Annotated in this window: 18 protein-coding genes and 2 pseudogenes; 8 read left to right on the plus strand and 12 right to left on the minus strand. The window is 51.9% G+C overall.

What is annotated here, in order from left to right; genetic code table 11:
* Positions 1-25: 25 nt before the first annotated feature.
* The 3 genes from HUZ68_RS06255 to cusR form a co-directional block, all read right to left on the minus strand.
* Entirely contained in the window at positions 26-1,927 is a 1,902-nt protein-coding gene (locus HUZ68_RS06255; RefSeq protein ID WP_239594071.1) for a type VI secretion system Vgr family protein, read from the minus strand.
* A 593-nt stretch (positions 1,928-2,520) separates the two neighbouring features.
* Entirely contained in the window at positions 2,521-3,969 is a 1,449-nt protein-coding gene (cusS, locus tag HUZ68_RS06260; RefSeq protein WP_072686656.1) for a Cu(+)/Ag(+) sensor histidine kinase CusS, read from the minus strand.
* On the minus strand, positions 3,959-4,642 hold the full coding sequence (gene cusR / locus HUZ68_RS06265; RefSeq protein ID WP_000770953.1) for a copper response regulator transcription factor CusR: 684 nt from the start codon (positions 4,640-4,642) through the stop codon (positions 3,959-3,961). The genes cusS and cusR overlap by 11 nt, the downstream gene beginning before the upstream one ends.
* A 156-nt stretch (positions 4,643-4,798) precedes the next feature.
* Between cusR and cusC the strand changes: the two genes are divergently transcribed.
* The 5 genes from cusC (at position 4,799) to pheP (ending at position 12,409) form a co-directional block, all read left to right on the plus strand.
* On the plus strand, positions 4,799-6,181 hold the full coding sequence (gene cusC, locus HUZ68_RS06270; protein ID WP_033815137.1) for a Cu(+)/Ag(+) efflux RND transporter outer membrane channel CusC: 1,383 nt from the start codon (positions 4,799-4,801) through the stop codon (positions 6,179-6,181).
* 23 nt (positions 6,182-6,204) lie between these two features.
* Positions 6,205-6,537 (plus strand): Cu(+)/Ag(+) efflux RND transporter periplasmic metallochaperone CusF, encoded by a 333-nt coding sequence (cusF, locus tag HUZ68_RS06275; protein WP_000709873.1) that lies wholly within the window; start codon positions 6,205-6,207, stop codon positions 6,535-6,537.
* 15 nt (positions 6,538-6,552) lie between these two features.
* A complete protein-coding gene (gene cusB, locus HUZ68_RS06280) occupies positions 6,553-7,776 on the plus strand; it encodes a Cu(+)/Ag(+) efflux RND transporter periplasmic adaptor subunit CusB (protein WP_033815136.1) in 1,224 nt (407 codons plus the stop codon).
* A gap of 11 nt (positions 7,777-7,787) precedes the next feature.
* Entirely contained in the window at positions 7,788-10,931 is a 3,144-nt protein-coding gene (gene cusA, locus HUZ68_RS06285) for a Cu(+)/Ag(+) efflux RND transporter permease subunit CusA (protein WP_239594073.1), read from the plus strand.
* A 101-nt stretch (positions 10,932-11,032) separates the two neighbouring features.
* Entirely contained in the window at positions 11,033-12,409 is a 1,377-nt protein-coding gene (pheP, locus tag HUZ68_RS06290) for a phenylalanine transporter (protein WP_000786320.1), read from the plus strand.
* A gap of 67 nt (positions 12,410-12,476) precedes the next feature.
* Here the strand turns inward: pheP and ybdG are convergent, their stop codons facing one another.
* The 5 genes from ybdG to HUZ68_RS06315 form a co-directional block, all read right to left on the minus strand.
* Complete coding sequence (ybdG, locus tag HUZ68_RS06295) at positions 12,477-13,724, minus strand: mechanosensitive ion channel YbdG (RefSeq protein WP_001153148.1); 1,248 nt, start codon at positions 13,722-13,724, stop codon at positions 12,477-12,479.
* A gap of 107 nt (positions 13,725-13,831) precedes the next feature.
* Positions 13,832-14,485, minus strand: coding sequence for an oxygen-insensitive NAD(P)H nitroreductase (gene nfsB, locus HUZ68_RS06300; protein ID WP_000351464.1), 654 nt, complete (start codon positions 14,483-14,485; stop codon positions 13,832-13,834).
* 93 nt (positions 14,486-14,578) lie between these two features.
* Entirely contained in the window at positions 14,579-14,947 is a 369-nt protein-coding gene (locus HUZ68_RS06305) for an MmcQ/YjbR family DNA-binding protein (RefSeq protein WP_047645653.1), read from the minus strand.
* Between the two features lie 64 nt (positions 14,948-15,011).
* Positions 15,012-15,260 carry a DUF1158 domain-containing protein gene (locus HUZ68_RS06310; RefSeq protein ID WP_032280459.1) on the minus strand — a complete coding sequence of 83 codons (249 nt, stop codon included), beginning with the start codon at positions 15,258-15,260 and terminating at the stop codon, positions 15,012-15,014.
* Between the two features lie 65 nt (positions 15,261-15,325).
* A complete protein-coding gene (locus HUZ68_RS06315; protein ID WP_062883584.1) occupies positions 15,326-16,444 on the minus strand; it encodes a YbdK family carboxylate-amine ligase in 1,119 nt (372 codons plus the stop codon).
* Positions 16,445-16,502: 58 nt separating this feature from the next.
* Here HUZ68_RS06315 and HUZ68_RS24925 point away from each other — a divergent pair, with 58 nt between their 5' ends.
* A complete protein-coding gene (locus tag HUZ68_RS24925; protein ID WP_062883585.1) occupies positions 16,503-16,631 on the plus strand; it encodes a hypothetical protein in 129 nt (42 codons plus the stop codon).
* A 26-nt stretch (positions 16,632-16,657) separates the two neighbouring features.
* Here HUZ68_RS24925 and HUZ68_RS25020 read toward each other — a convergent pair.
* Positions 16,658-16,925, minus strand: a pseudogene (locus HUZ68_RS25020) (hypothetical protein).
* On the opposite strand from HUZ68_RS25020, the gene hokE (HUZ68_RS06320) reads away from it, so the two are divergent.
* The gene (gene hokE, locus HUZ68_RS06320; RefSeq protein WP_000956465.1) at positions 16,894-17,046 is read left to right on the plus strand and encodes a type I toxin-antitoxin system toxin HokE; all 153 of its coding nucleotides are present in this window, start codon (positions 16,894-16,896) and stop codon (positions 17,044-17,046) included. The pseudogene HUZ68_RS25020 and the gene hokE (HUZ68_RS06320) sit on opposite strands and share 32 nt — an antisense overlap.
* Before the next feature lie 131 nt (positions 17,047-17,177).
* Here hokE (HUZ68_RS06320) and HUZ68_RS25025 read toward each other — a convergent pair.
* Positions 17,178-17,428, minus strand: a pseudogene (locus tag HUZ68_RS25025) (hypothetical protein); the annotation flags it as partial.
* Between HUZ68_RS25025 and hokE (HUZ68_RS06325) the strand changes: the two are divergent.
* Positions 17,397-17,549 carry a type I toxin-antitoxin system toxin HokE gene (hokE, locus tag HUZ68_RS06325; RefSeq protein ID WP_000956467.1) on the plus strand — a complete coding sequence of 51 codons (153 nt, stop codon included), beginning with the start codon at positions 17,397-17,399 and terminating at the stop codon, positions 17,547-17,549. The pseudogene HUZ68_RS25025 and the gene hokE (HUZ68_RS06325) overlap by 32 nt on opposite strands.
* A 121-nt stretch (positions 17,550-17,670) precedes the next feature.
* Here hokE (HUZ68_RS06325) and entD read toward each other — a convergent pair whose 3' ends face one another.
* The gene (gene entD / locus HUZ68_RS06330; protein ID WP_001506608.1) at positions 17,671-18,291 is read right to left on the minus strand and encodes an enterobactin synthase subunit EntD; all 621 of its coding nucleotides are present in this window, start codon (positions 18,289-18,291) and stop codon (positions 17,671-17,673) included.
* Positions 18,292-18,465: 174 nt separating this feature from the next.
* Positions 18,466-20,706, minus strand: a complete 2,241-nt coding sequence (gene fepA / locus HUZ68_RS06335) for a siderophore enterobactin receptor FepA (protein ID WP_001612583.1) — start codon at positions 20,704-20,706, stop codon at positions 18,466-18,468.
* Positions 20,707-20,851: the final 145 nt, after the last annotated feature.

Genomic DNA, 20,851 nt, shown 5'->3' on the forward strand with positions numbered 1-20,851 from the left:
AATACTCCCTGATAATCTGAGTGAATCAGTTGATGAAAACAGAACCGCCCACGATGGTGATGCCATCCTTCGACAGCCTGATTACCGTTGATTCCCCGACCTGTAGCTGAATGCCATCCGGCGTCAGCGCAATTTTGCTTTCCTCCACGGCCAGCATAATTTCCTTAATTGCCGTATAAGCCTGTATACCGTTGCCTTCGCCACCATTGTCTACGGCGTCAACATGCACCGAACCGGCAATCGTGCCTCTGTCCTGAAAGACATTCTCAGATAAAGAACCTTTTCGTACTCCTGTGATCTTGTCGCCTTTTTCCACCATAAGAAGGCGATTACCTTCCTGTATCGTGACCGTCTGGTCATTTTTTACGGTTTCGCGATGATCGTGTTTTACGGTGGTGGTACGATCGTTGAGTACCTCGGTATCCATGTCCTTCTGCGCGTGGATGTAGACCTGTTCTTTCCCTGTCGCATCGTCAAACTTCAGCTCATTAAACCCGCTGCCCATATACGTTTTGGAACGGATGGTCATCTGCGTCTTCGTCCCCGGCAGGCTGCCGGGGGTGCGGTTTTCCTGGTGGTAGGTGCGCCCCATAATGATCGGCTGGTCCGGATCGCCGTTGAGGAAGTCCACTATCACCTCCTGACCCACACGCGGTATCGCCAGGTTGCCAAAACCGGTGCCTGCCCACGCCTGTGCCACACGGATCCAGCACGAGCTGTCCTGGTCTGCCGGGTTATAACGGTCCCAGTTGAATTTCACCCGCACTCGGCCATGTTCATCACAGAAGATTTCCTCACCCTCCGGCCCCGTCACGACGGCGCTCTGCGGACCGTCCACCAGCGGTTTTAGCCGCGGCTGGGGTCGCCATGTCCGGTCTGCCGGGATCACCGCAAAATGGTTGTCCAGCGCCGTCCCTGCTCCCCGCCTTCCCGGCACCGCCTGCGGCTGCTCGCCGTGCAGTTCACTTGCCACCACCTGCCATTCCCGGTTCAGGTTCGCCTGCGGATGCCCCGTCAGCACAATTCGCCGTCCCGGCCATATCTCCGGCGAGCGACTCATTCCCCGCGCGGTTTCTGCATTGTTTCGCCAGCCCTCCATCTGCCAGCGGGCAAAGTTCTGCCCGTGGGCGCCCTTGAAACGTCCGGGGTAGTCATACACCTCATACTGCGTGCGCTGGTAATCCTGGTGCTGGCCTTCCTGATCAAAACGTCCTGCCCAGCCGGGGCGTTTAAAGGTGTAGTCTTTGGTCACCACGGAAGAAGGGCGGATTTGTGCGCTGTAGCGAAACTGGCTGATGCAGAGGGTGCTCACCTCGGTACGGGTGTTCGGGTTCCAGGGGATTTCAAAAGATTCGGGCAGATGGCGGACCGTGTCGCACAGCACCAGGCTCTGGTCGGTACTTTTGTAAGCATGCTCCTCATAAAAGAAGATGCCTTCCTCCGCCGCCATCCGGCACAGGAAATCGTAATCAGTCTCACCGTACTGGACACAAAACTCACGGGAAGGATGCGGTTCACTGAACAGCGGACTCCACTCGGTCACCCCGTTTTCCTGCAATATCGTGCCGAGGATGCTTTTGATGTCCTCGTTCTGGAAGATACGGAAGTTCTGGCGCAGACCGGCACGCCACAGCGGCGGGTGCACCTTCATGCTGTACAGCATCTGGTTTTTGTCGTTCTCCCCCAGTTCAAACCAGGTCACCACACCTTTCACCCGGCGCTGTACATCATCACCCTGCCATATTGTCAGGTAGGCCATTTTGTCCAGCACCTGCGCAAATTCAAGGGAGAGAAACTGCTGGCTGACCAGGGAGAGATCGAGGGAAAAGAGCGAAGAGAGTGACTGGGTGAGATGAAAGGAAACCACCGCAAAAGCGTCCGGTGGCAGGCTGTCCACTTCCAGTGTGAAACGTAATCCGGTTGACATAGCAACCTCCGGTAAAATGAATAATAATCCGCACCGTACAACTGCGGATAATGAGATAAGCGGGACGACTTAAGACGTTATTAGGGAAGGAACAAAAAATGCTATGATTATGTGAGAATTTTGTTTGAATATTACTTTACAGAAACGGGTGTCTGTTCAGTCAAAAAAATAATCACAAGCTCAACTTATTGTTTCCTGACGTTATTCAGGACAGGTGCGCACATCACAGCGAGTAACAAAAACGCAAAGTAAAACCAATATTCATAATATGTTTTTATTCACAACTAAATAACCCAATTAACATCATTAAAATGAATGATTGCTTAAAAAATATATGCTACCGCTCCACCCTGATAACATGATCTGCACATTGCACATCTTAACGTTGTTAAATACTGGCTCAATAGTGGATATTTTAAATTAGGAATTTATCAAATTCACTTTATAAATGGATTGGGTGAATAATATAAAAATTAATGATGATTAATCGCGATTTAATTATTCATTGCTTTATATGATAGGTGGCTTGTTTATAATGATGGAAATTTAGCGAAAAACGCCGTAAACCCTTGCCCTGAATTTGAACTTAATAATCACCCCCTCTCCGGCAACACAATCACAAACCTTGTCCCCCGCGCATCTGACGTTACTGCAACCGTGCCTTTATGCGCGACAACAATCGATTTCACTATCGCCAGCCCAATGCCGCTACCTTCGCCTTTTCGTTGGCGGGAGGGGTCAACGCGGTAGAAACGGTCAAACAATCGCGGTAAGTGCTCGGGCGCAATGGGCGTACCGGGGTTTTCGACGATAACTTGCACCAGATGATCGACTGTCTGGCAGCGCACTACAATAGCCTCTCCGGGTGGCGTATAACGCAGGGCGTTCGAAAGCAGGTTGCTTAACGCCCGACGCAGCATCAGCGGATCGCCCGCAACCTGGCACTCGTCGCCAACAAATCGCAACTCCACGCCGCGATCTTCCGCTAACGCCTCGAAAAAATCGAACACTTTGCCGATTTCATCCGCCAGGTTGAGCATTTTCTTTTCGGGGATTAGCTGGTTGTTATCGGCCTGAGCGAGAAACAGCATATCGCTGACCATTTTCGCCATTCGCGTCAGCTCTTCGAGATTAGAGTAGAGCACATCTTCCAGCTCCTTCTGGCTGCGCGACTGGCTGAGGGCGATTTCGGTTTGCGTTATGAGATTCGTAATTGGTGTGCGAATTTCGTGGGCGATGTCCGCTGAGAAATTGGACTGGCGGGTAAAGACATCCTCAATACGCTCGATCATATGGTTGAACGACAGTACCAGCTGTTCCAGCTCAATGGGCACGGTCTGCGGGTCAAGGCGGACGTCGAGATCTTTCGAGGTGATATTCTGGATTTGACGGCTGACGCTGCGGATCGGCGCGTGACCTTTATGTACCGCCAACAGCACGATAAAGACGATCAGGATGCTGATGATCGATGCGGTCATAATAAGTTTATTCATCAAATCATTTATGTAATGAAGATGAAAATCGATCGAAAGCGCGATATAGAGCGTATAAATCGGTTTTCCGTCCACCAACGGGCCAACCGGCAAGTTAATCATCCGCCAGTTGCTGTGTTCCATATGCCCGTGACCGTGGCCTGGCATCATCATCGTCGGGCCGGAAAGGAGATACACCTCACCGCCCCGCGCGTCTTTATCGGGTATGGCGTCACGCGCAAACTCGCGGATATCCGGCGCACCGGGGGAGTGATACACCGTTTTACCCTGGCTATCTGCCAGGGAAATCAACACATTGGAATAACCACTGACGATATCTTCCAGCGTCATTAAGCGTCGGGCTTGCGTTTCGTCAGGGTGATTTAGTACCCGTTCAAGGGTGGCGCTAATCTCTTTTAAATCATTAATATCCTGCTCGGCAAAATGCACTTTTACTGAGTGGATCATGATCCATGCAAAGGCGAAAAACGCCGCGATGGTGGCCAGGCTGATAAAAAAGGTCAGGCGGGTTGCCAGCGAAAACGGGCGCTGAAATGGCTTATTGACCATCAGGTACCTCAAGCATATAGCCCACGCCGCGCACGGTCTGAATCAGCTTCGGCTCAAAGTCGTTGTCGATTTTGCCGCGTAGCCGCTTCACCGCCACATCAATGGCGTTAGTGTCGCTGTCAAAATTCATGTCCCATACCTGCGAGGCGATAAGCGAGCGGGGCAGCACTTCGCCCTGATGGCGGAGAAAAAACTCCAGCAGAGTAAACTCTTTACTGGTCAAAGTGATGCGCGTGCCGCTGCGAGTGACTTTGCGGCTGACGAGATCGACCATCAGATCGGCAACCTGAAACTGACTTTCGATAATCACCGCCGCCCCGCGCCGCAGTAATGTGCGCACCCGCGCCAGCAGTTCAGCAAAAGCGAATGGCTTCACCAGGTAGTCATCTGCCCCCAACTCCAGCCCCTTGACGCGATGTTCAATGGTGCCAAGCGCGGTTAGCAACAGAATCGGCATCCCTTTATTGGCGGAGCGCAACATGCGCACGATATCCCAGCCGTTCACGTCCGGCAGCATAATATCGAGGATTATCAGGTCATAATCTCCGGTCATCGCCAGATGGTAGCCATTCAGCCCGTTGTCGGCCAAATCGACCACAAAACCGGCTTCGGTTAACCCTTTGGTCAAGTATTCTCCGGTTTTCTTTTCATCTTCGACAATCAACAGTTTCATATTTCCTCCACATGTTGCCCGGGCAATTCTAGAGTAGCGGGATCAGATGGCAATCGCTTATTGGCAAAATGACAATTTTGTCATTTTCCTGTCACCGGAAAATCAGAGCCTGGCGAGTAAAGTTGGCGGTATAAAATCACCAGAAATTATGAGCCTATGTCTCCTTGTAAACTTCTGCCATTTTGTGTGGCCCTTGCGCTAACCGGTTGTTCACTGGCACCGGATTATCAGCGCCCGGCAATGCCCGTACCGCAGCAGTTCTCACTCAGCCAGAACGGCCTCGTTAACGCAGCAGATAACTATCAGAACGCGGGCTGGCGCACCTTTTTTGTTGATAATCAGGTGAAGACGCTGATTAGCGAGGCGCTGGTGAATAACCGGGATTTGCGCATGGCGACGCTGAAAGTGCAGGAGGCACGGGCGCAATATCGTCTGACCGATGCCGACCGCTACCCACAGCTCAATGGCGAGGGCAGCGGCAGCTGGAGCGGCAATCTTAAAGGCGATTCAGCCACGACGCGGGAGTTTTCTACTGGCCTTAACGCCAGCTTTGACCTCGATTTTTTCGGGCGCTTAAAGAACATGAGCGAAGCCGAGCGACAAAATTATTTAGCCACTGAGGAAGCTCAGCGCGCGGTGCATATTCTGCTGGTTTCTAATGTCGCGCAAAGCTATTTCAATCAGCAACTGGCGTATGCGCAATTGCAAATAGCCGAAGAAACGCTGCGTAATTATCAGCAGTCATATGCGTTTGTCGAAAAACAACTGTTGACAGGTAGCAGTAATGTTCTGGCGCTGGAACAGGCTCGCGGGGTGATTGAAAGTACCCGCAGCGACATCGCTAAACGTCAGGGGGAACTGGCGCAGGCGAATAATGCATTGCAACTGTTACTGGGAAGCTACGGCAAGCTGCCGCATGCGCAGACAGTAAACAGCGACAGCCTGCAAAGCGTTAAATTACCGGCGGGCTTGTCGTCGCAAATCTTATTGCAGCGCCCGGATATTATGGAAGCTGAACACGCGTTAATGGCGGCTAATGCCAATATTGGTGCTGCACGTGCAGCATTTTTCCCGTCTATCAGCCTGACCAGCGGAATATCAACCGCCAGCAGCGATCTGTCGTCATTATTTAACGCCAGCAGCGGGATGTGGAATTTTATTCCTAAAATTGAGATCCCCATTTTTAATGCCGGACGCAACCAGGCCAATCTGGATATCGCCGAAATTCGCCAGCAGCAGTCGGTAGTGAATTATGAACAGAAAATCCAGAACGCCTTTAAAGAAGTGGCAGATGCGCTGGCATTACGTCAAAGCCTGAACGATCAAATTAGCGCCCAGCAGCGTTATCTGGCATCGCTGCAAATTACTTTGCAACGGGCGCGGGCATTATATCAGCACGGCGCGGTAAGTTATCTGGAAGTGCTGGATGCCGAGCGTTCGTTATTTGCAACCCGACAAACTTTACTTGACCTGAATTATGCCCGTCAGGTTAACGAAATTTCTTTATATACCGCACTTGGTGGCGGTTGGCAGCAATAACTTTTAACTCCAGGAGAGAATAAATGAAAAAAGCACTGCAAGTCGCAATGTTCAGTCTGTTTACCGTTATTGGCTTTAATGCCCAGGCTAACGAACATCATCATGAAACCATGAGCGAAGCACAACCACAGGTCATTAGTGCCACCGGCGTGGTAAAAGGTGTTGATCTGGAAAGCAAAAAAATTACCATCCATCACGATCCGATTGCTGCCGTGAACTGGCCGGAGATGACTATGCGCTTTACCATCACTCCGCAGACGAAAATGAGTGAAATTAAAACTGGCGACAAAGTGGCGTTTAATTTTGTCCAGCAGGGCAACCTTTCTTTATTACAGGATATTAAAGTCAGCCAGTAACCCAGGTTTAATGAGATGAAAAAAATCGCGCTTATTATCGGCAGCATGATCGCGGGCGGTATTATTTCTGCGGCAGGTTTTACCTGGTTTGACCGGGCTGAACCGCCCGCAGAAAAAACGTCGACCGCAGAACGTAAAATCTTATTCTGGTACGACCCGATGTATCCCAATACGCGGTTCGATAAACCAGGTAAATCGCCGTTTATGGATATGGATCTGGTGCCGAAATATGCCGATGAAGAGAGTTCTGCGTCTGGTGTGCGCATTGACCCGACTCAGACGCAGAATCTGGGGGTGAAAACGGCTACCGTCACGCGCGGGCCGCTGACTTTTGCCCAGAGTTTCCCGGCGAATGTCAGTTACAACGAGTATCAGTATGCCATTGTGCAGGCTCGCGCTGCCGGGTTTATCGACAAGGTGTATCCGCTTACCGTGGGCGATAAAGTGCAAAAGGGCGCACCGCTTCTCGACCTGACCATTCCTGACTGGGTGGAAGCGCAGAGTGAGTATTTACTGCTGCGCGAAACCGGCGGTACGGCGACCCAGACTGAAGGCATTCTTGAGCGGCTGCGACTGGCGGGAATGCCGGAGGCGGATATTCGCCGCCTGATCGCCACGCAAAAAATCCAGACTCGCTTTACGCTCAAAGCACCCATTGATGGCGTGATCACCGCGTTTGATCTGCGCGCGGGAATGAATATCGCCAAAGATAACGTGGTAGCGAAAATTCAGGGTATGGACCCGGTGTGGGTCACTGCTGCGATCCCGGAGTCCATCGCCTGGCTGGTGAAAGATGCCTCGCAGTTTACGCTCACCGTTCCGGCGCGACCTGATAAAACACTCACCATCCGCAAATGGACGCTACTACCTGGCGTGGATGCCGCGACCCGCACGCTGCAGCTGCGTCTGGAAGTCGACAACGCCGACGAGGCGCTAAAACCGGGCATGAACGCCTGGTTGCAACTCAACACCGCCAGCGAACCGATGCTGCTCATTCCGTCACAGGCGCTGATTGATACCGGCAACGAACAGCGGGTGATTACCGTTGATGCCGACGGGCGCTTTGTACCAAAACGCGTTGCCGTTTTCCAGGCATCGCAAGGTGTCACCGCATTACGCTCTGGTCTGGCGGAAGGTGAAAAGGTGGTTTCCAGCGGCCTGTTCCTGATTGATTCCGAAGCCAATATTTCTGGCGCACTGGAGCGGATGCGCTCTGAAAGTGCTACCCATGCGCATTGAGGGAATAACCAATGATTGAATGGATTATTCGTCGCTCGGTGGCGAACCGTTTTTTGGTGCTGATGGGCGCGTTGTTTCTAAGTATCTGGGGCACCTGGACCATCATTAATACGCCAGTGGATGCGCTGCCGGATCTCTCCGATGTGCAGGTGATTATTAAAACCAGCTATCCCGGCCAGGCACCGCAAATCGTTGAAAATCAGGTGACTTATCCGCTAACCACCACCATGTTGTCGGTGCCTGGCGCGAAGACTGTGCGTGGTTTCTCGCAGTTTGGCGACTCTTATGTGTATGTCATTTTCGAAGATGGCACCGATCCGTACTGGGCGCGTTCGCGGGTGCTGGAGTACCTCAACCAGGTACAGGGTAAGCTGCCTGCGGGAGTCAGCGCCGAGCTGGGGCCAGATGCCACGGGTGTTGGCTGGATCTATGAATATGCACTGGTGGATCGCAGCGGTAAGCACGATCTTGCCGATTTACGCTCATTGCAGGACTGGTTTCTCAAATATGAGCTGAAAACCATTCCTGACGTTGCGGAAGTGGCGTCGGTGGGCGGTGTGGTGAAAGAGTATCAGGTGGTTATCGATCCTCAGCGCCTGGCGCAATATGGCATCAGTCTCGCCGAAGTAAAAAGCGCGCTGGATGCTTCAAACCAGGAAGCGGGCGTTTCGTCGATCGAACTGGCGGAAGCGGAATATATGGTGCGCGCCAGCGGCTATCTGCAAACGCTCGACGACTTTAATCACATCGTTTTAAAAGCCAGTGAAAATGGCGTGCCCGTTTATCTGCGCGATGTTGCGAAGGTCCAGATTGGCCCGGAGATGCGCCGGGGCATTGCCGAACTGAACGGCGAAGGCGAAGTTGCGGGCGGGGTGGTGATCCTACGCTCCGGCAAAAACGCCCGTGAAGTGATCGCCGCCGTGAAGGACAAACTGGAAACGCTGAAAAGCAGTCTGCCGGAAGGCGTGAAAATAGTTACAACATACGATCGCAGCCAGCTCATTGACCGGGCCATCGACAACCTCAGCGGCAAGTTGCTGGAAGAGTTTATTGTGGTGGCGGTAGTCTGTGCGCTGTTTCTCTGGCATGTGCGCTCGGCGCTGGTGGCGATTATTTCGTTGCCGCTGGGGTTGTGTATTGCTTTTATTGTCATGCACTTCCAGGGGCTGAATGCCAATATTATGTCGTTGGGTGGCATTGCGATTGCCGTTGGGGCGATGGTCGATGCTGCTATCGTCATGATCGAGAATGCGCATAAACGGCTGGAAGAGTGGCAGCACCAGCATCCTGACGCCACGCTGGATAATAAAACGCGCTGGCAGGTGATCACCGATGCGTCTGTTGAAGTGGGGCCGGCGCTGTTTATCAGTCTGCTGATTATCACGTTGTCGTTTATCCCGATCTTCACCCTGGAAGGGCAGGAAGGGCGTCTGTTTGGCCCGTTGGCGTTCACCAAAACGTATGCGATGGCGGGTGCGGCGCTGCTGGCGATCGTAGTGATCCCTATCCTGATGGGTTACTGGATCCGTGGCAAAATTCCGCCAGAAAGCAGTAACCCGCTCAATCGCTTTTTGATTCGTGTTTATCATCCGCTGTTGCTGAAAGTACTGCACTGGCCGAAAACCACGCTGCTGGTGGCGGCGCTTTCGGTGCTGACGGTTATCTGGCCGCTCAATAAAGTTGGCGGGGAATTTTTACCACAGATCAATGAAGGCGACTTGTTGTATATGCCATCGACGTTGCCGGGGATTTCCGCAGCAGAGGCGGCGAGTATGCTGCAAAAAACCGACAAGCTAATTATGAGCGTACCTGAAGTGGCGCGGGTATTTGGCAAAACCGGGAAAGCGGAAACCGCCACCGATTCTGCTCCGCTGGAGATGGTAGAAACGACCATCCAGCTTAAGCCACAGGATCAGTGGCGGCCAGGCATGACGATGGACAAAATCATTGAGGAACTGGATAACACCGTGCGTCTGCCGGGGCTGGCGAATCTGTGGGTGCCGCCAATTCGTAACCGTATCGATATGCTCTCAACCGGCATTAAAAGCCCTATCGGCATAAAAGTTTCCGGCACTGTGCTGGCGGATATCGACGCGATGGCGGAGCAAATTGAAGAGGTGGCACGAACGGTGCCAGGCGTGGCTTCTGCGCTTGCCGAGCGTCTGGAAGGTGGGCGCTATATCAACGTTGAGATTAACCGTGAAAAAGCCGCGCGTTACGGTATGACGGTGGCGGATGTGCAGTTGTTTGTGACTTCTGCGGTGGGCGGGGCGATGGTTGGCGAAACGGTGGAAGGGATTGCCCGTTATCCCATTAATCTGCGTTATCCGCAAAGCTGGCGCGATAGTCCGCAGGCACTGCGCCAGTTGCCGATCCTGACGCCGATGAAGCAGCAAATCACCCTGGCAGACGTAGCCGACGTTAAAGTCTCTACCGGACCGTCGATGCTGAAAACCGAGAATGCGCGCCCGACGAGCTGGATTTATATCGATGCCCGCGATCGTGACATGGTGTCGGTGGTTCACGATTTGCAAAAAGCGATAGCTGAAAAAGTGCAGTTAAAACCGGGCACCAGCGTGGCATTCTCCGGGCAGTTCGAGCTACTGGAGCGCGCCAACCATAAGCTTAAACTCATGGTGCCGATGACATTGATGATTATCTTCGTGCTGTTGTATCTGGCGTTCCGTCGGGTGGGCGAAGCGTTGCTGATTATCAGCAGCGTACCGTTTGCGCTGGTGGGCGGCATCTGGTTGCTGTGGTGGATGGGCTTTCATCTTTCTGTGGCGACGGGCACCGGTTTTATTGCCCTTGCCGGGGTCGCCGCCGAATTTGGCGTGGTGATGCTGATGTATTTACGTCACGCCATAGAGGCCGAGCCGTCGTTGAATAATCCGCAAACATTCAGCGAGCAGAAGCTGGATGAGGCGTTGTATCACGGCGCGGTCCTGCGCGTGCGCCCGAAAGCGATGACGGTGGCGGTGATTATCGCTGGTCTGCTGCCGATTCTGTGGGGAACAGGAGCAGGGTCAGAGGTGATGAGCCGGATTGCCGCGCCGATGATTGGCGGCATGATCACCGCGCCTTTGCTGTCGCTGTTTATTATCCCGGCGGCGTATAAGCTGATGTGGCTGCACCGACATCGGGTACGGAAATAAAAGCAGGATACCCCGTTTAACCGTGTGGATTGTGTCTTGCGACGATGGGCACTAAATGTTAAAAGGTGCCCCTCAACAAAAAAGACACACAGGGGAAAGGCGTGAAAAACGCGTCAACCGTATCGGAAGATACTGCGTCGAATCAAGAGCCGACGCTTCATCGCGGATTACATAACCGTCATATTCAACTGATTGCGCTGGGTGGAGCAATTGGTACTGGTCTGTTTCTTGGCATTGGCCCGGCGATTCAGATGGCGGGTCCGGCTGTATTGCTGGGCTACGGCGTCGCCGGGATCATCGCTTTCCTGATTATGCGCCAGCTTGGCGAAATGGTGGTTGAGGAGCCGGTATCCGGTTCATTTGCCCACTTTGCCTATAAATACTGGGGACCGTTCGCGGGCTTCCTCTCTGGCTGGAATTACTGGGTGATGTTCGTGCTGGTGGGAATGGCAGAGCTGACCGCTGCGGGCATCTATATGCAGTACTGGTTCCCGGATGTTCCAACGTGGATTTGGGCTGCCGCCTTCTTTATTATCATCAACGCCGTTAACCTGGTGAACGTGCGCTTATATGGCGAAACCGAGTTCTGGTTTGCGCTGATTAAAGTGCTGGCAATCATCGGTATGATCGGCTTTGGCCTGTGGCTGCTGTTTTCTGGTCACGGCGGCGAGAAAGCCAGTATCGACAACCTCTGGCGCTACGGTGGTTTCTTCGCCACCGGCTGGAATGGGCTGATTTTGTCGCTGGCGGTAATTATGTTCTCCTTCGGCGGTCTGGAGCTGATTGGGATTACTGCCGCTGAAGCGCGCGATCCGGAAAAAAGCATTCCAAAAGCGGTAAATCAGGTGGTGTATCGCATCCTGCTGTTTTACATCGGTTCACTGGTGGTTTTACTGGCGCTCTATCCGTGGGTGGAAGTGAAATCCAACAGTAGCCCGTTTGTGATGATTTTCCATAATCTCGACAGCAACGTGGTAGCTTCTGCGCTGAACTTCGTCATTCTGGTAGCATCGCTGTCAGTGTATAACAGCGGGGTTTACTCTAACAGCCGCATGCTGTTTGGCCTTTCTGTACAGGGTAATGCGCCGAAGTTTTTGACTCGCGTCAGCCGTCGCGGCGTGCCGATTAACTCGCTGATGCTTTCCGGAGCGATCACTTCGCTGGTGGTGTTAATCAACTATCTGCTGCCGCAAAAAGCGTTTGGTCTGCTGATGGCGCTGGTGGTAGCAACGCTGCTGTTGAACTGGATTATGATCTGCCTTGCGCATCTGCGTTTTCGCGCGGCGATGCGACGTCAGGGACGTGAAACACAGTTTAAGGCGCTGCTTTATCCGTTCGGCAACTATCTTTGCATTGCCTTCCTCGGCATGATTTTGCTGCTGATGTGCACGATGGATGATATGCGCTTGTCAGCGATTCTGCTGCCGGTGTGGATTGTATTCCTGTTTGTGGCATTTAAAACGCTGCGTCGGAAATAAGGCATTCACGCTACATCCGACAAAACGATGTCCGCTCTCATCCATTCGATGAGAGCGGTTTTTTTAATTACTGCTTAAATGCACCCGCCAGAGAGCGAATATCATTGCCGGTTGGCGACTGATGAAGTCGCAGACCAAACTCTTCGACAATCGCAAATATGTGATCGAATATATCAGCCTGAATGCTTTCATATTCCAGCCACACCACGGTGTTGGTAAACGCATAGATCTCAAGCGGTAAACCGTTATCACCTGGAGCCAGTTGGCGTACCATTAAGGTCATATCTTTACGAATCCGCGGATGGTTACGCAGATATTCGTTCAGATAGGCACGAAAGGTTCCAATATTGGTCATTCGGCGCAGGTTTAATACCGACTCCGTAGAACCTTGCTGGCGATTCCACTCATTAATTTCCTGATGGCGGCTGGTTAAATAAGGCTTTAACAAATGCGCTTTATTCAGACGTTGCATTTCGTCTTCATCAAGAAAACGAATACTGGTGACATCAATACTGATACTGCGCTTAATACGTCGCCCGCCAGATGCTGACATCCCGCTCCAGTTTTTAAAGGAGTCAGAAACCAGAGACCAGGTGGGAATAGTGGTAATGGTATTGTCCCAGTTACGCACTTTGACGGTGGTTAACCCAATATCGATCACCGCGCCATCCGCGCCGTATTTCGGCATCTCCAGCCAATCGCCCAGTTTCAGCATATCGTTCGCGGAAAGCTGAATACCTGCCACCAGACCAAGAATCGGATCTTTAAATACCAACATCAGCACGGCAGCCATTGCACCAAGACCGCTGATCAGAATCGCTGGCGACTGACCAATCAGCAGCGAGATCATCAAAATGCCGACCAGAATCGCGCCGATCAGTTTAATCCCCTGAAATATCCCTTTCAGCGGTAACTGGGATGCTGCCGGGAATTTCTGCGCCAGATTCAAAATAACATCCAGCAACGAGAAGACTGAAAGCAGCGCATACATCATGATCCACAACTGCGCGCAGGTAGTCAGAATATCTGCTGCTTCGGTGCCTTTTTGCAGCCAGAATACCGCCTGAATATTGACGATAATCCCCTGCAGGGTAAAAGCTAAACGGTGGAAGAGTTTATTCTGGGTAATGATTTGCAACCAAAGCCGTGAACTGGCGATGGCACGTTTTTCGAAGGTCCGCAGTACCACCCAATGCAAAATAATATGCACCACGACGGCGGTCAGAAAAATAATACCGAAAATCATCACCATCGAGGTGGTGTGATCGATCTCAATACCCGCTAAATCTTCAACCTGGGATATTAAATCCTGCATAACGTCTCCTTTATACAACAGCAGCCTATGATGACGGCTGAAACAGGGTTATGCAAATCAGGAGAATCTGAGGGGAAATAGCCGGGCAGATGCCCGGCAAGAGAGAATTACACTTCGGTTAAGGTGATGTTTTGCGGCAGACGAGATTTCGGCAGCGTAGCGTTAAAATCTTCAACGCTGTGATGACCTACCGGAACAACCACCAGACTGGTGTAGCCTTTCTCTTTCAGACCAAATTCTGCATCGAGGATGGCGGCGTCAAAACCTTCGATGGGTACCGCGTCCAGACCCAGAGCCGCCACGCCGAGCAGGAAGTTACCGACGTTGAGATAAACCTGTTTTGCCATCCACTCTGCATCATCATGCAGATCTTTACGGTGCATATCGGCGAAGAACTTGCGACCTTTATCGTTCGCGGCTTTCGCTTCCGGCGTGGCAAAGCGGCCATCAGCATCTTCCTGGTCAACAACCAGCTTCAGCCAGGCATCGTCCATCGCGGTTTTTGCACAGAACACCACGACGTGCGAGGCATCAAGTATTTTACGTTCGTTGAACACATAATTACCGGCAGCGGATTTGGCAACACGCGCTTTACCTTCTTCCGTGCTGGCAACAATAAAATGCCACGGCTGGGAGTTGGTGCTGGATGGGCTGTATTGCAGGAGAGTTTTGATCTGCTCGGCCTGTTCCGGGGTAAGTTTTTTGCTGGCATCAAATGCCTTAGTGGAATGACGCTTTAAGGCGACAGAAATGATATCCATAAAGACTCCATGTGAAAGTAATTTTGCGTGCCAGCAGATTACAAGGTTCAACGAGAAATGGTAAGCGAGAAAAATGCGCTATAGATTTCCGCTTTAGCCTGGACGCACTCTTTTTTGATCGCGTTTAGCCAGACCATCAACCACCAGATTCCACGAATCGTTGATCAGATCGCGAAGTAACGCTTCGGAGATTTCCTCGCCGGGATACACCGAAATCCAGTGCTTTTTATTCATGTGATACCCTGGCTTAATGCTTGGGTATATTTGCCGATTTAACAGGGATTTTTGTGGATCGGACTTCAGATTGATAAAGGGGACGCCGCGTAGCTCCGACGACAGCATAAAAATCTTGCCGCCAATTTTAAAAACATCGAACTCCGGGCCAAAAGGCCAGCAAAGCTCGACAAAGGGTAACTCAAGGGCCAGGCGTTTCGCCGTTTCGTGCAGTGATTGCTTATCCATAAACGTTCCTTTAGGCGAAGGAGAATAAGCAAAGTATGCCGCGAAGTACGGCGATAATCGACGTTTAATCCGCCAGCGAGAACCAGCGTCGCCAGATAAAGCGCAGAATAAAATACTCGATAGCGCCCAGCGCTAAAAACCACAGGCAAAACAATAAAGTGTAAAGCTGGCTAAGATCCATCAGATGGAACGTGGTCACCAGTTTCTGTGCCAACGTCAGTCCCAGTGCGGGGGCGGGCAGCAGCAGGCAAGAGAGGAAAGCCATCAGTAAAATGCCTGCTGCGGTGGTCAAGGTTTCTAAAGGGTGTTTCATAACATTGTTAAATGTAAGTTAAAACACCATTGTCAGGGATATTCTTCTGTAAGGCAATTCCCGACTTATTCTCCGGCCCAGATCTCACAATGCTTTTTCACCAGCCCAATCAGCGAGCCGCCATCGGCGACGAAATCGCGCATCAGCTGCGCTTCATTCAGACCGCTGACGACCTGGCGATTCAGGGCCTCAATCGCGCTCGATGCACCAATTTTATGTGCGGAAGGGGCGATTTTTTCCAGCAATCGCAAGGTGTCTTCCTTTAGCGGTCGACGATCGCCAGTATGCGGATCGGTAACGACGCCTTCCAGCCCATAGCGGCAGGCCTGGAAACGGTTGAATTTATACAGCAGGTAATCTTTCTCCTGATGTTTAAACGGGCGTTCCGTCAGTAACCAGTGGGCGGTGGCCTGAATTAATCCTGCCATATTTACCGCGTGGCTAAGGGTTAACGGGGTATCCATCACCCGAACTTCCACCGTACCAAAATGGGGGCTAGGGCGAATATCCCAGTGCAGATCTTTAATGCTGTCGATCATCGTGGTGTAACTCAGACAGCGAAACAGGGCTTCAAATTGTTGCCAGTTACTGACCCACGGCATCGGGCCATTATCAGGAAAGGCGGAAAAAATATTCGGTCGTGAGGAGGCAAAACGCGTATCCGTTCCCTGCATATATGGCGACGCGGCGGAAAGGGCGATAAAGTGCGGCACAAACCGTGACAAGCCGTGCAGCAAATAAATGGCGTCATCGCCACTGGCACAGCCAACATGGACATGCTGACCAAAAACGGTCGCCTGCTGGATGAGATAGCCAAAGTTTTCCAGCGTTCGTTGATAGCGTTCGTTGTCGCATACCTCCTGACGCTGCCATTTCTGAAACGGGTGCGTGCCACCGCCGCAAATTTCCAGATGATGGTCTGCGGCTGCCTGCAATACGACTTTCTGCATCGCTGAAAATTGCCCGGCAGCCTGGTTGATATCACGGCAAACATCCGTCGCCAGCTCCAGCATACTTTCGGTGATATCGTGCTTTACCTCTCCGGCCGTGATCTCATTTTTAACCGCGTCAATCAGCATTGAAGAGTCCTGGCTTAAGTCATAGCCCGGCGGATTAACCACCTGCATTTCCAGTTCAATACCGAGGGTAAAAGGTTCAGAAACATGAAAATCGGATAATGGCATAGGTTTCTCTTATGTTGGCGTTTTCTATTCAGTATAGAAGTCGGAGCGGCTGGGCGAGATGCGGAAGTTCTGGAATGTTTCTTTTTTTGGTGATGGTGAACTGATGGTGCCTGAAGCAATTTGGCTACTTTTGCAATGTGACAAGTTATGGCACGGCTGGCTGGTGGCGAAGAAGTTTGACGATTGAGGCATGCAGAAAAAACGGGCTCAGCTTCAGTTGATTAAATGAGGAGTGAGAAGTCCGAAACAGGATTTACTGTATAAATAAACAGCTATTTTGTTGAGGAAGGGTAAGATAACGGCGGGTGCCTGAAGCTTTCCGGTTTCAGGTTTACTCTGAGGTCTGGAAAGATGAAGCCCCAGGAGATATTTCTATCAACCCTGGGGCTGCCACTCCAAACCAGACAATTTGGATGGTAGTTCCTTCTTCGCATGGAGGCAATATAAACATGCTGACGAAATATGCCCTTGTGGCAGTCATAGTGCTGTGTTTGACGGTACTGGGATTTACGCTTCTGGTCGGAGACTCGCTGTGTGAGTTTACGGTGAAGGAACGTAATATTGAGTTTAAGGCTGTTCTCGCTTACGAACCGAAGAAGTAGCCGTTGTGCGGGGAGTAATCCCCGCATATCCGGTTGTCAGGTCAGGATGGTAAGGCACCTGCTTTACACTTTCGCCCGCGGTCAGTGATGGCTGCGGGCGGTTTCGTTTTAAGAGCAATGATGGGTTTTGCCGACAGAAGTCCGAAACAGGATTTACTGTATAAATAAACAGCCATTTTGTTGAGGAAGGGTAAGATAACGGCGGGTGCCTGAAGCTTTCCGGTTTCAGGTTAACTCTGAGGTCTGGAAAGATGAAGCCCCAGGAGATATTTCTATCAACCCTGGGGCTGCCACTCCAAACCTGAACAATTTGGATGGTAGTCCCTTCTTCGCATGGAGGCAATATAAACATGCTGACGAAATATGCCCTTGTGGCAGTCATAGTGCTGTGTTTGACGGTACTGGGATTTACGCTTCTGGTCGGAGACTCGCTGTGTGAGTTTACGGTGAAGGAACGTAATATTGAGTTCAGGGCTGTTCTCGCTTACGAACCGAAGAAGTAGCCGTTGTGCGGGGAGTAATCCCCGCATATCCGGTTGTCAGGTCAGGATGGTAAGGCTCCTGCTTTACACTTTCGCCCGCGGTCAGTGATGGCTGCGGGCGAATCGTACCAGATGTTGTCAATTAATCGTGTTGGCACAGAGTTATGACTATTTTTTCTTTTATCTGCCAGTGCACAGCAAACATCTCATTCTCACGATGAATGATGACCTGCTGTTTATTCCAGCTAATTATCTGATAGTCCAGAAAACCTGCATCAGTTTGGATCTCACTTGCCTTAAATGCGCTCTCTTTGGCGGAAAATGCCAGTGTCAGCGCCAGAGAAAAGGCTAAACCGCAGTCTGCGAGTCGCTCGTGTTCTGCTGGTGTAATAATGTTGTCTGTCAATTCGGTCGCTGTTTGCGCAGAAAAAATTTCTTCGATATCAACGCCAATCGGTTGACGGGAAACCACGGCCAATGCCGTAGCCCCGCAGTGGCTAATACTGCCGTATACCTCCGCAGGCCACACCGGTTGGCGTAGCTCGCCGATTGCGGGCACACATTTATAGCCATATTCCCGCAAGGCATAAACAGCAGCGATCCGTCCGGCTAAATGCTCTGTTTTACGTTTACGTCCAGCGTGTTGCAGTTGTGCGTAGTGCGGCAGCCAGAGTAAATCCTGCTCACAAAAATTCGCCGGATCGAACTCAACAAAATGCAGCGTATGTCCGGCAAAGGGGAGGGAGGTATGCGTAGTTTTCATATCGACCATATTCGAGACTGATGACAAACGCAAAACTGCCTGGTGCGCTACGCTTATCAGGCCTACATGGTCCTGCAATATATTGAATTGGCAAGATTTTTGTAGGCCGGATAAGGCGTTCACGCCGCATCCGGCATGAACGACGCGCACTTTGTCAACAATCTGACGTTAGCATCAGAAGTGAGTGTTTACGCTCATATACCACGTACGTCCCGGCTCGTTATAGGTATACGCCCCGGCACCGGCGATATAGTTGGCCCCTGCCAAATCGCCCGTGGTCTGGGCATTACCCGCACGCCACAAACGTTTGTCGAACAGATTGTCCACGCCGCCGGTCAGACTGACATTCTTCGTCACATCCCACGTCGCGCTCAGCCCAACAATGCTGTAAGGACTAATTTCTTTGGTTTCCGGTCCAACCGCTGGCTGACCTTTATAGTTGTACTTCTTCGGCTGCTGCTTACCGTACCAGGTGAAGGTCGTTTGCATCGACAAATCTTCTCGTGCCTGCCAGCTCAGCGTTGAGTTCAACGTATACTCCGGGATGATCGACAAACGGTCGCCCGTGGTTTTGTTTTCACTCTTCAGCATATAAGTGATGTTATTAGTCCACATCACCGTTTCGCTAACCGGTACGTTTAACGATCCTTCCAGACCTTCAACCACCGCTTTCGGCACGTTATCCCACTGATAGAGATCGGTGCCGACTGCGTTTTGCCCTACAGCCACATAGCCTGCTTCAATCTTATTGCGATAGTCGTTACGGAACCAGGTGACGCCCGCCAGCCAGCCGTCGCGTTTGAACTCCAGACCAATCTCTTTGTTGATACTGGTTTCCGCTTTCAGGTCATCGTTCCCCTGTAGATAGCAGCCGCCCGCGCTGGCATAGCAGCCCTGACCTTTACTGTAGAGAATGTAGTTCGGGTTAGTCTGGTACAGGCTCGGCGCTTTATAGGCGCGGGCGATGCCCATTTTCAGCGTGAAGTCATCGCCTAAACCTTGCGATATGTTCAGCGCCGGGCTCCAGTTATTGCCGACAATACTGTGATGATCGAAACGCAGCCCCGGCGTTACGATGGTGCTGTCAGTCAGCTCCATGTTGTTTTCGGCAAACAGCGAGAAAATTTCTGCTTTTGAATACGGGCTACGGTCGGTGGCACTCACGCCATCAATAGCGCCACCGGTATTCGTTCCGGTCAGTGCCTGGGTGTTAGAACTTAAGTCCTTCATCCGTTGCTGATTCCACTCCGTACCCAGCGTCAGCGTCTGGTTAACGAGGAAATCAATCGGCAGGTTAACTTCGCTATGCAGCATCACGTCATCAAGATCGATATCGACGAAATCCTGTGTCGCTTTTTCGTTAAATTTCCCTTCGGTACCGCCCGCCAGACCTTCCGGAATACGCGAGTTACGGGTGTGTTCGTACTGCACCCAGTTGCTGGTGGTCACGCCGTTATCCCAGCCACCGTTCCAGGTCAGCGAGTAGTTCTGGCGATACAGGCGGTTGGTTTCATCGCCATATTTCGAGCGAGTGTAAGCGTCAGAGTTGGTGTTCTGGGTATCGCCCGCATACAGGTTACCCTGGCGGCTGTAACCCGCTTCCAGTTCGAGTGATTGCAGAGGCGCGAAGTCCCAGCGCACCACGCCGTTAATATCTTTATTGATCACCCCTTCGCGCCCGGCTGGTAACGTCGTGGCATACGTTCCGGCACGCGCGGACTGATGGCCCTGGTTGATATCCCACGCGTCAGCCTGAGTTTTGTCGAGGTTGCCATACAAGCGGAAGCTGAATTCGTCGCCCAGCGGACCGGTCAGGCTAAAGTTAGTGCGTTTGGTGGCACCTTCCTCTTTATGTTCTGGCGCATTGAAATATGCGTCCCAGGAGCCGTGCCACTCGCCGCTGCCTTTTTTGGTAATGATGTTAACCACGCCGCCCGCCGCGCCGTTGCCATAACGCGCAGCTGCCGGACCACGCAGAACTTCAATACGTTCAATCATTTCAGGTGGCACCCAGGAGGTATCACCACGGGTATCGCGCTCGCCACGCCAGCCCTGACGCACCGAGTTACGGCTGCTTACCGGCTTGCCGTCAATCAAAATCAGCGTGTTTTCCGGACCCATACCGCGAATATCAATCTGTCGGTTATTCCCTCGCTGACCACTGGTGGAGTTACCGGTCAGGTTAACGCCTGGCATGGTACGGATGATCTCCGACACATCGCGGGCAACGGGGTTTTTGCGGATTTCATCTGCGGTGATGGTCGAAACGCCAGGCGCCTGTAAGTTCTGCTCGGCGGCGGTAACGACAATAGTATCGTCATGTGAAACAGGAGTATCGGTCGGCTCTTGTGCCTGCGCTACCCCATAAATCCCCAGATTGACCAACAAGGCCAGGGAATGAATCTTCTTGTTCATTGTTTTATTCCTGCATTTTTGCCACGAATTGCAACTGTCGGGCATGGTCGTCATCAACACGACGCATCCCGCTACCGCGAAAACCTTTGATCCTGAAAGACACGCAGTGCAGTTGGTTAATTAATGTCCGCGCTTCCCACGGCGC

This window comes from Shigella dysenteriae, assembly GCF_022354085.1.
Classification (GTDB): domain Bacteria; phylum Pseudomonadota; class Gammaproteobacteria; order Enterobacterales; family Enterobacteriaceae; genus Escherichia; species Escherichia coli.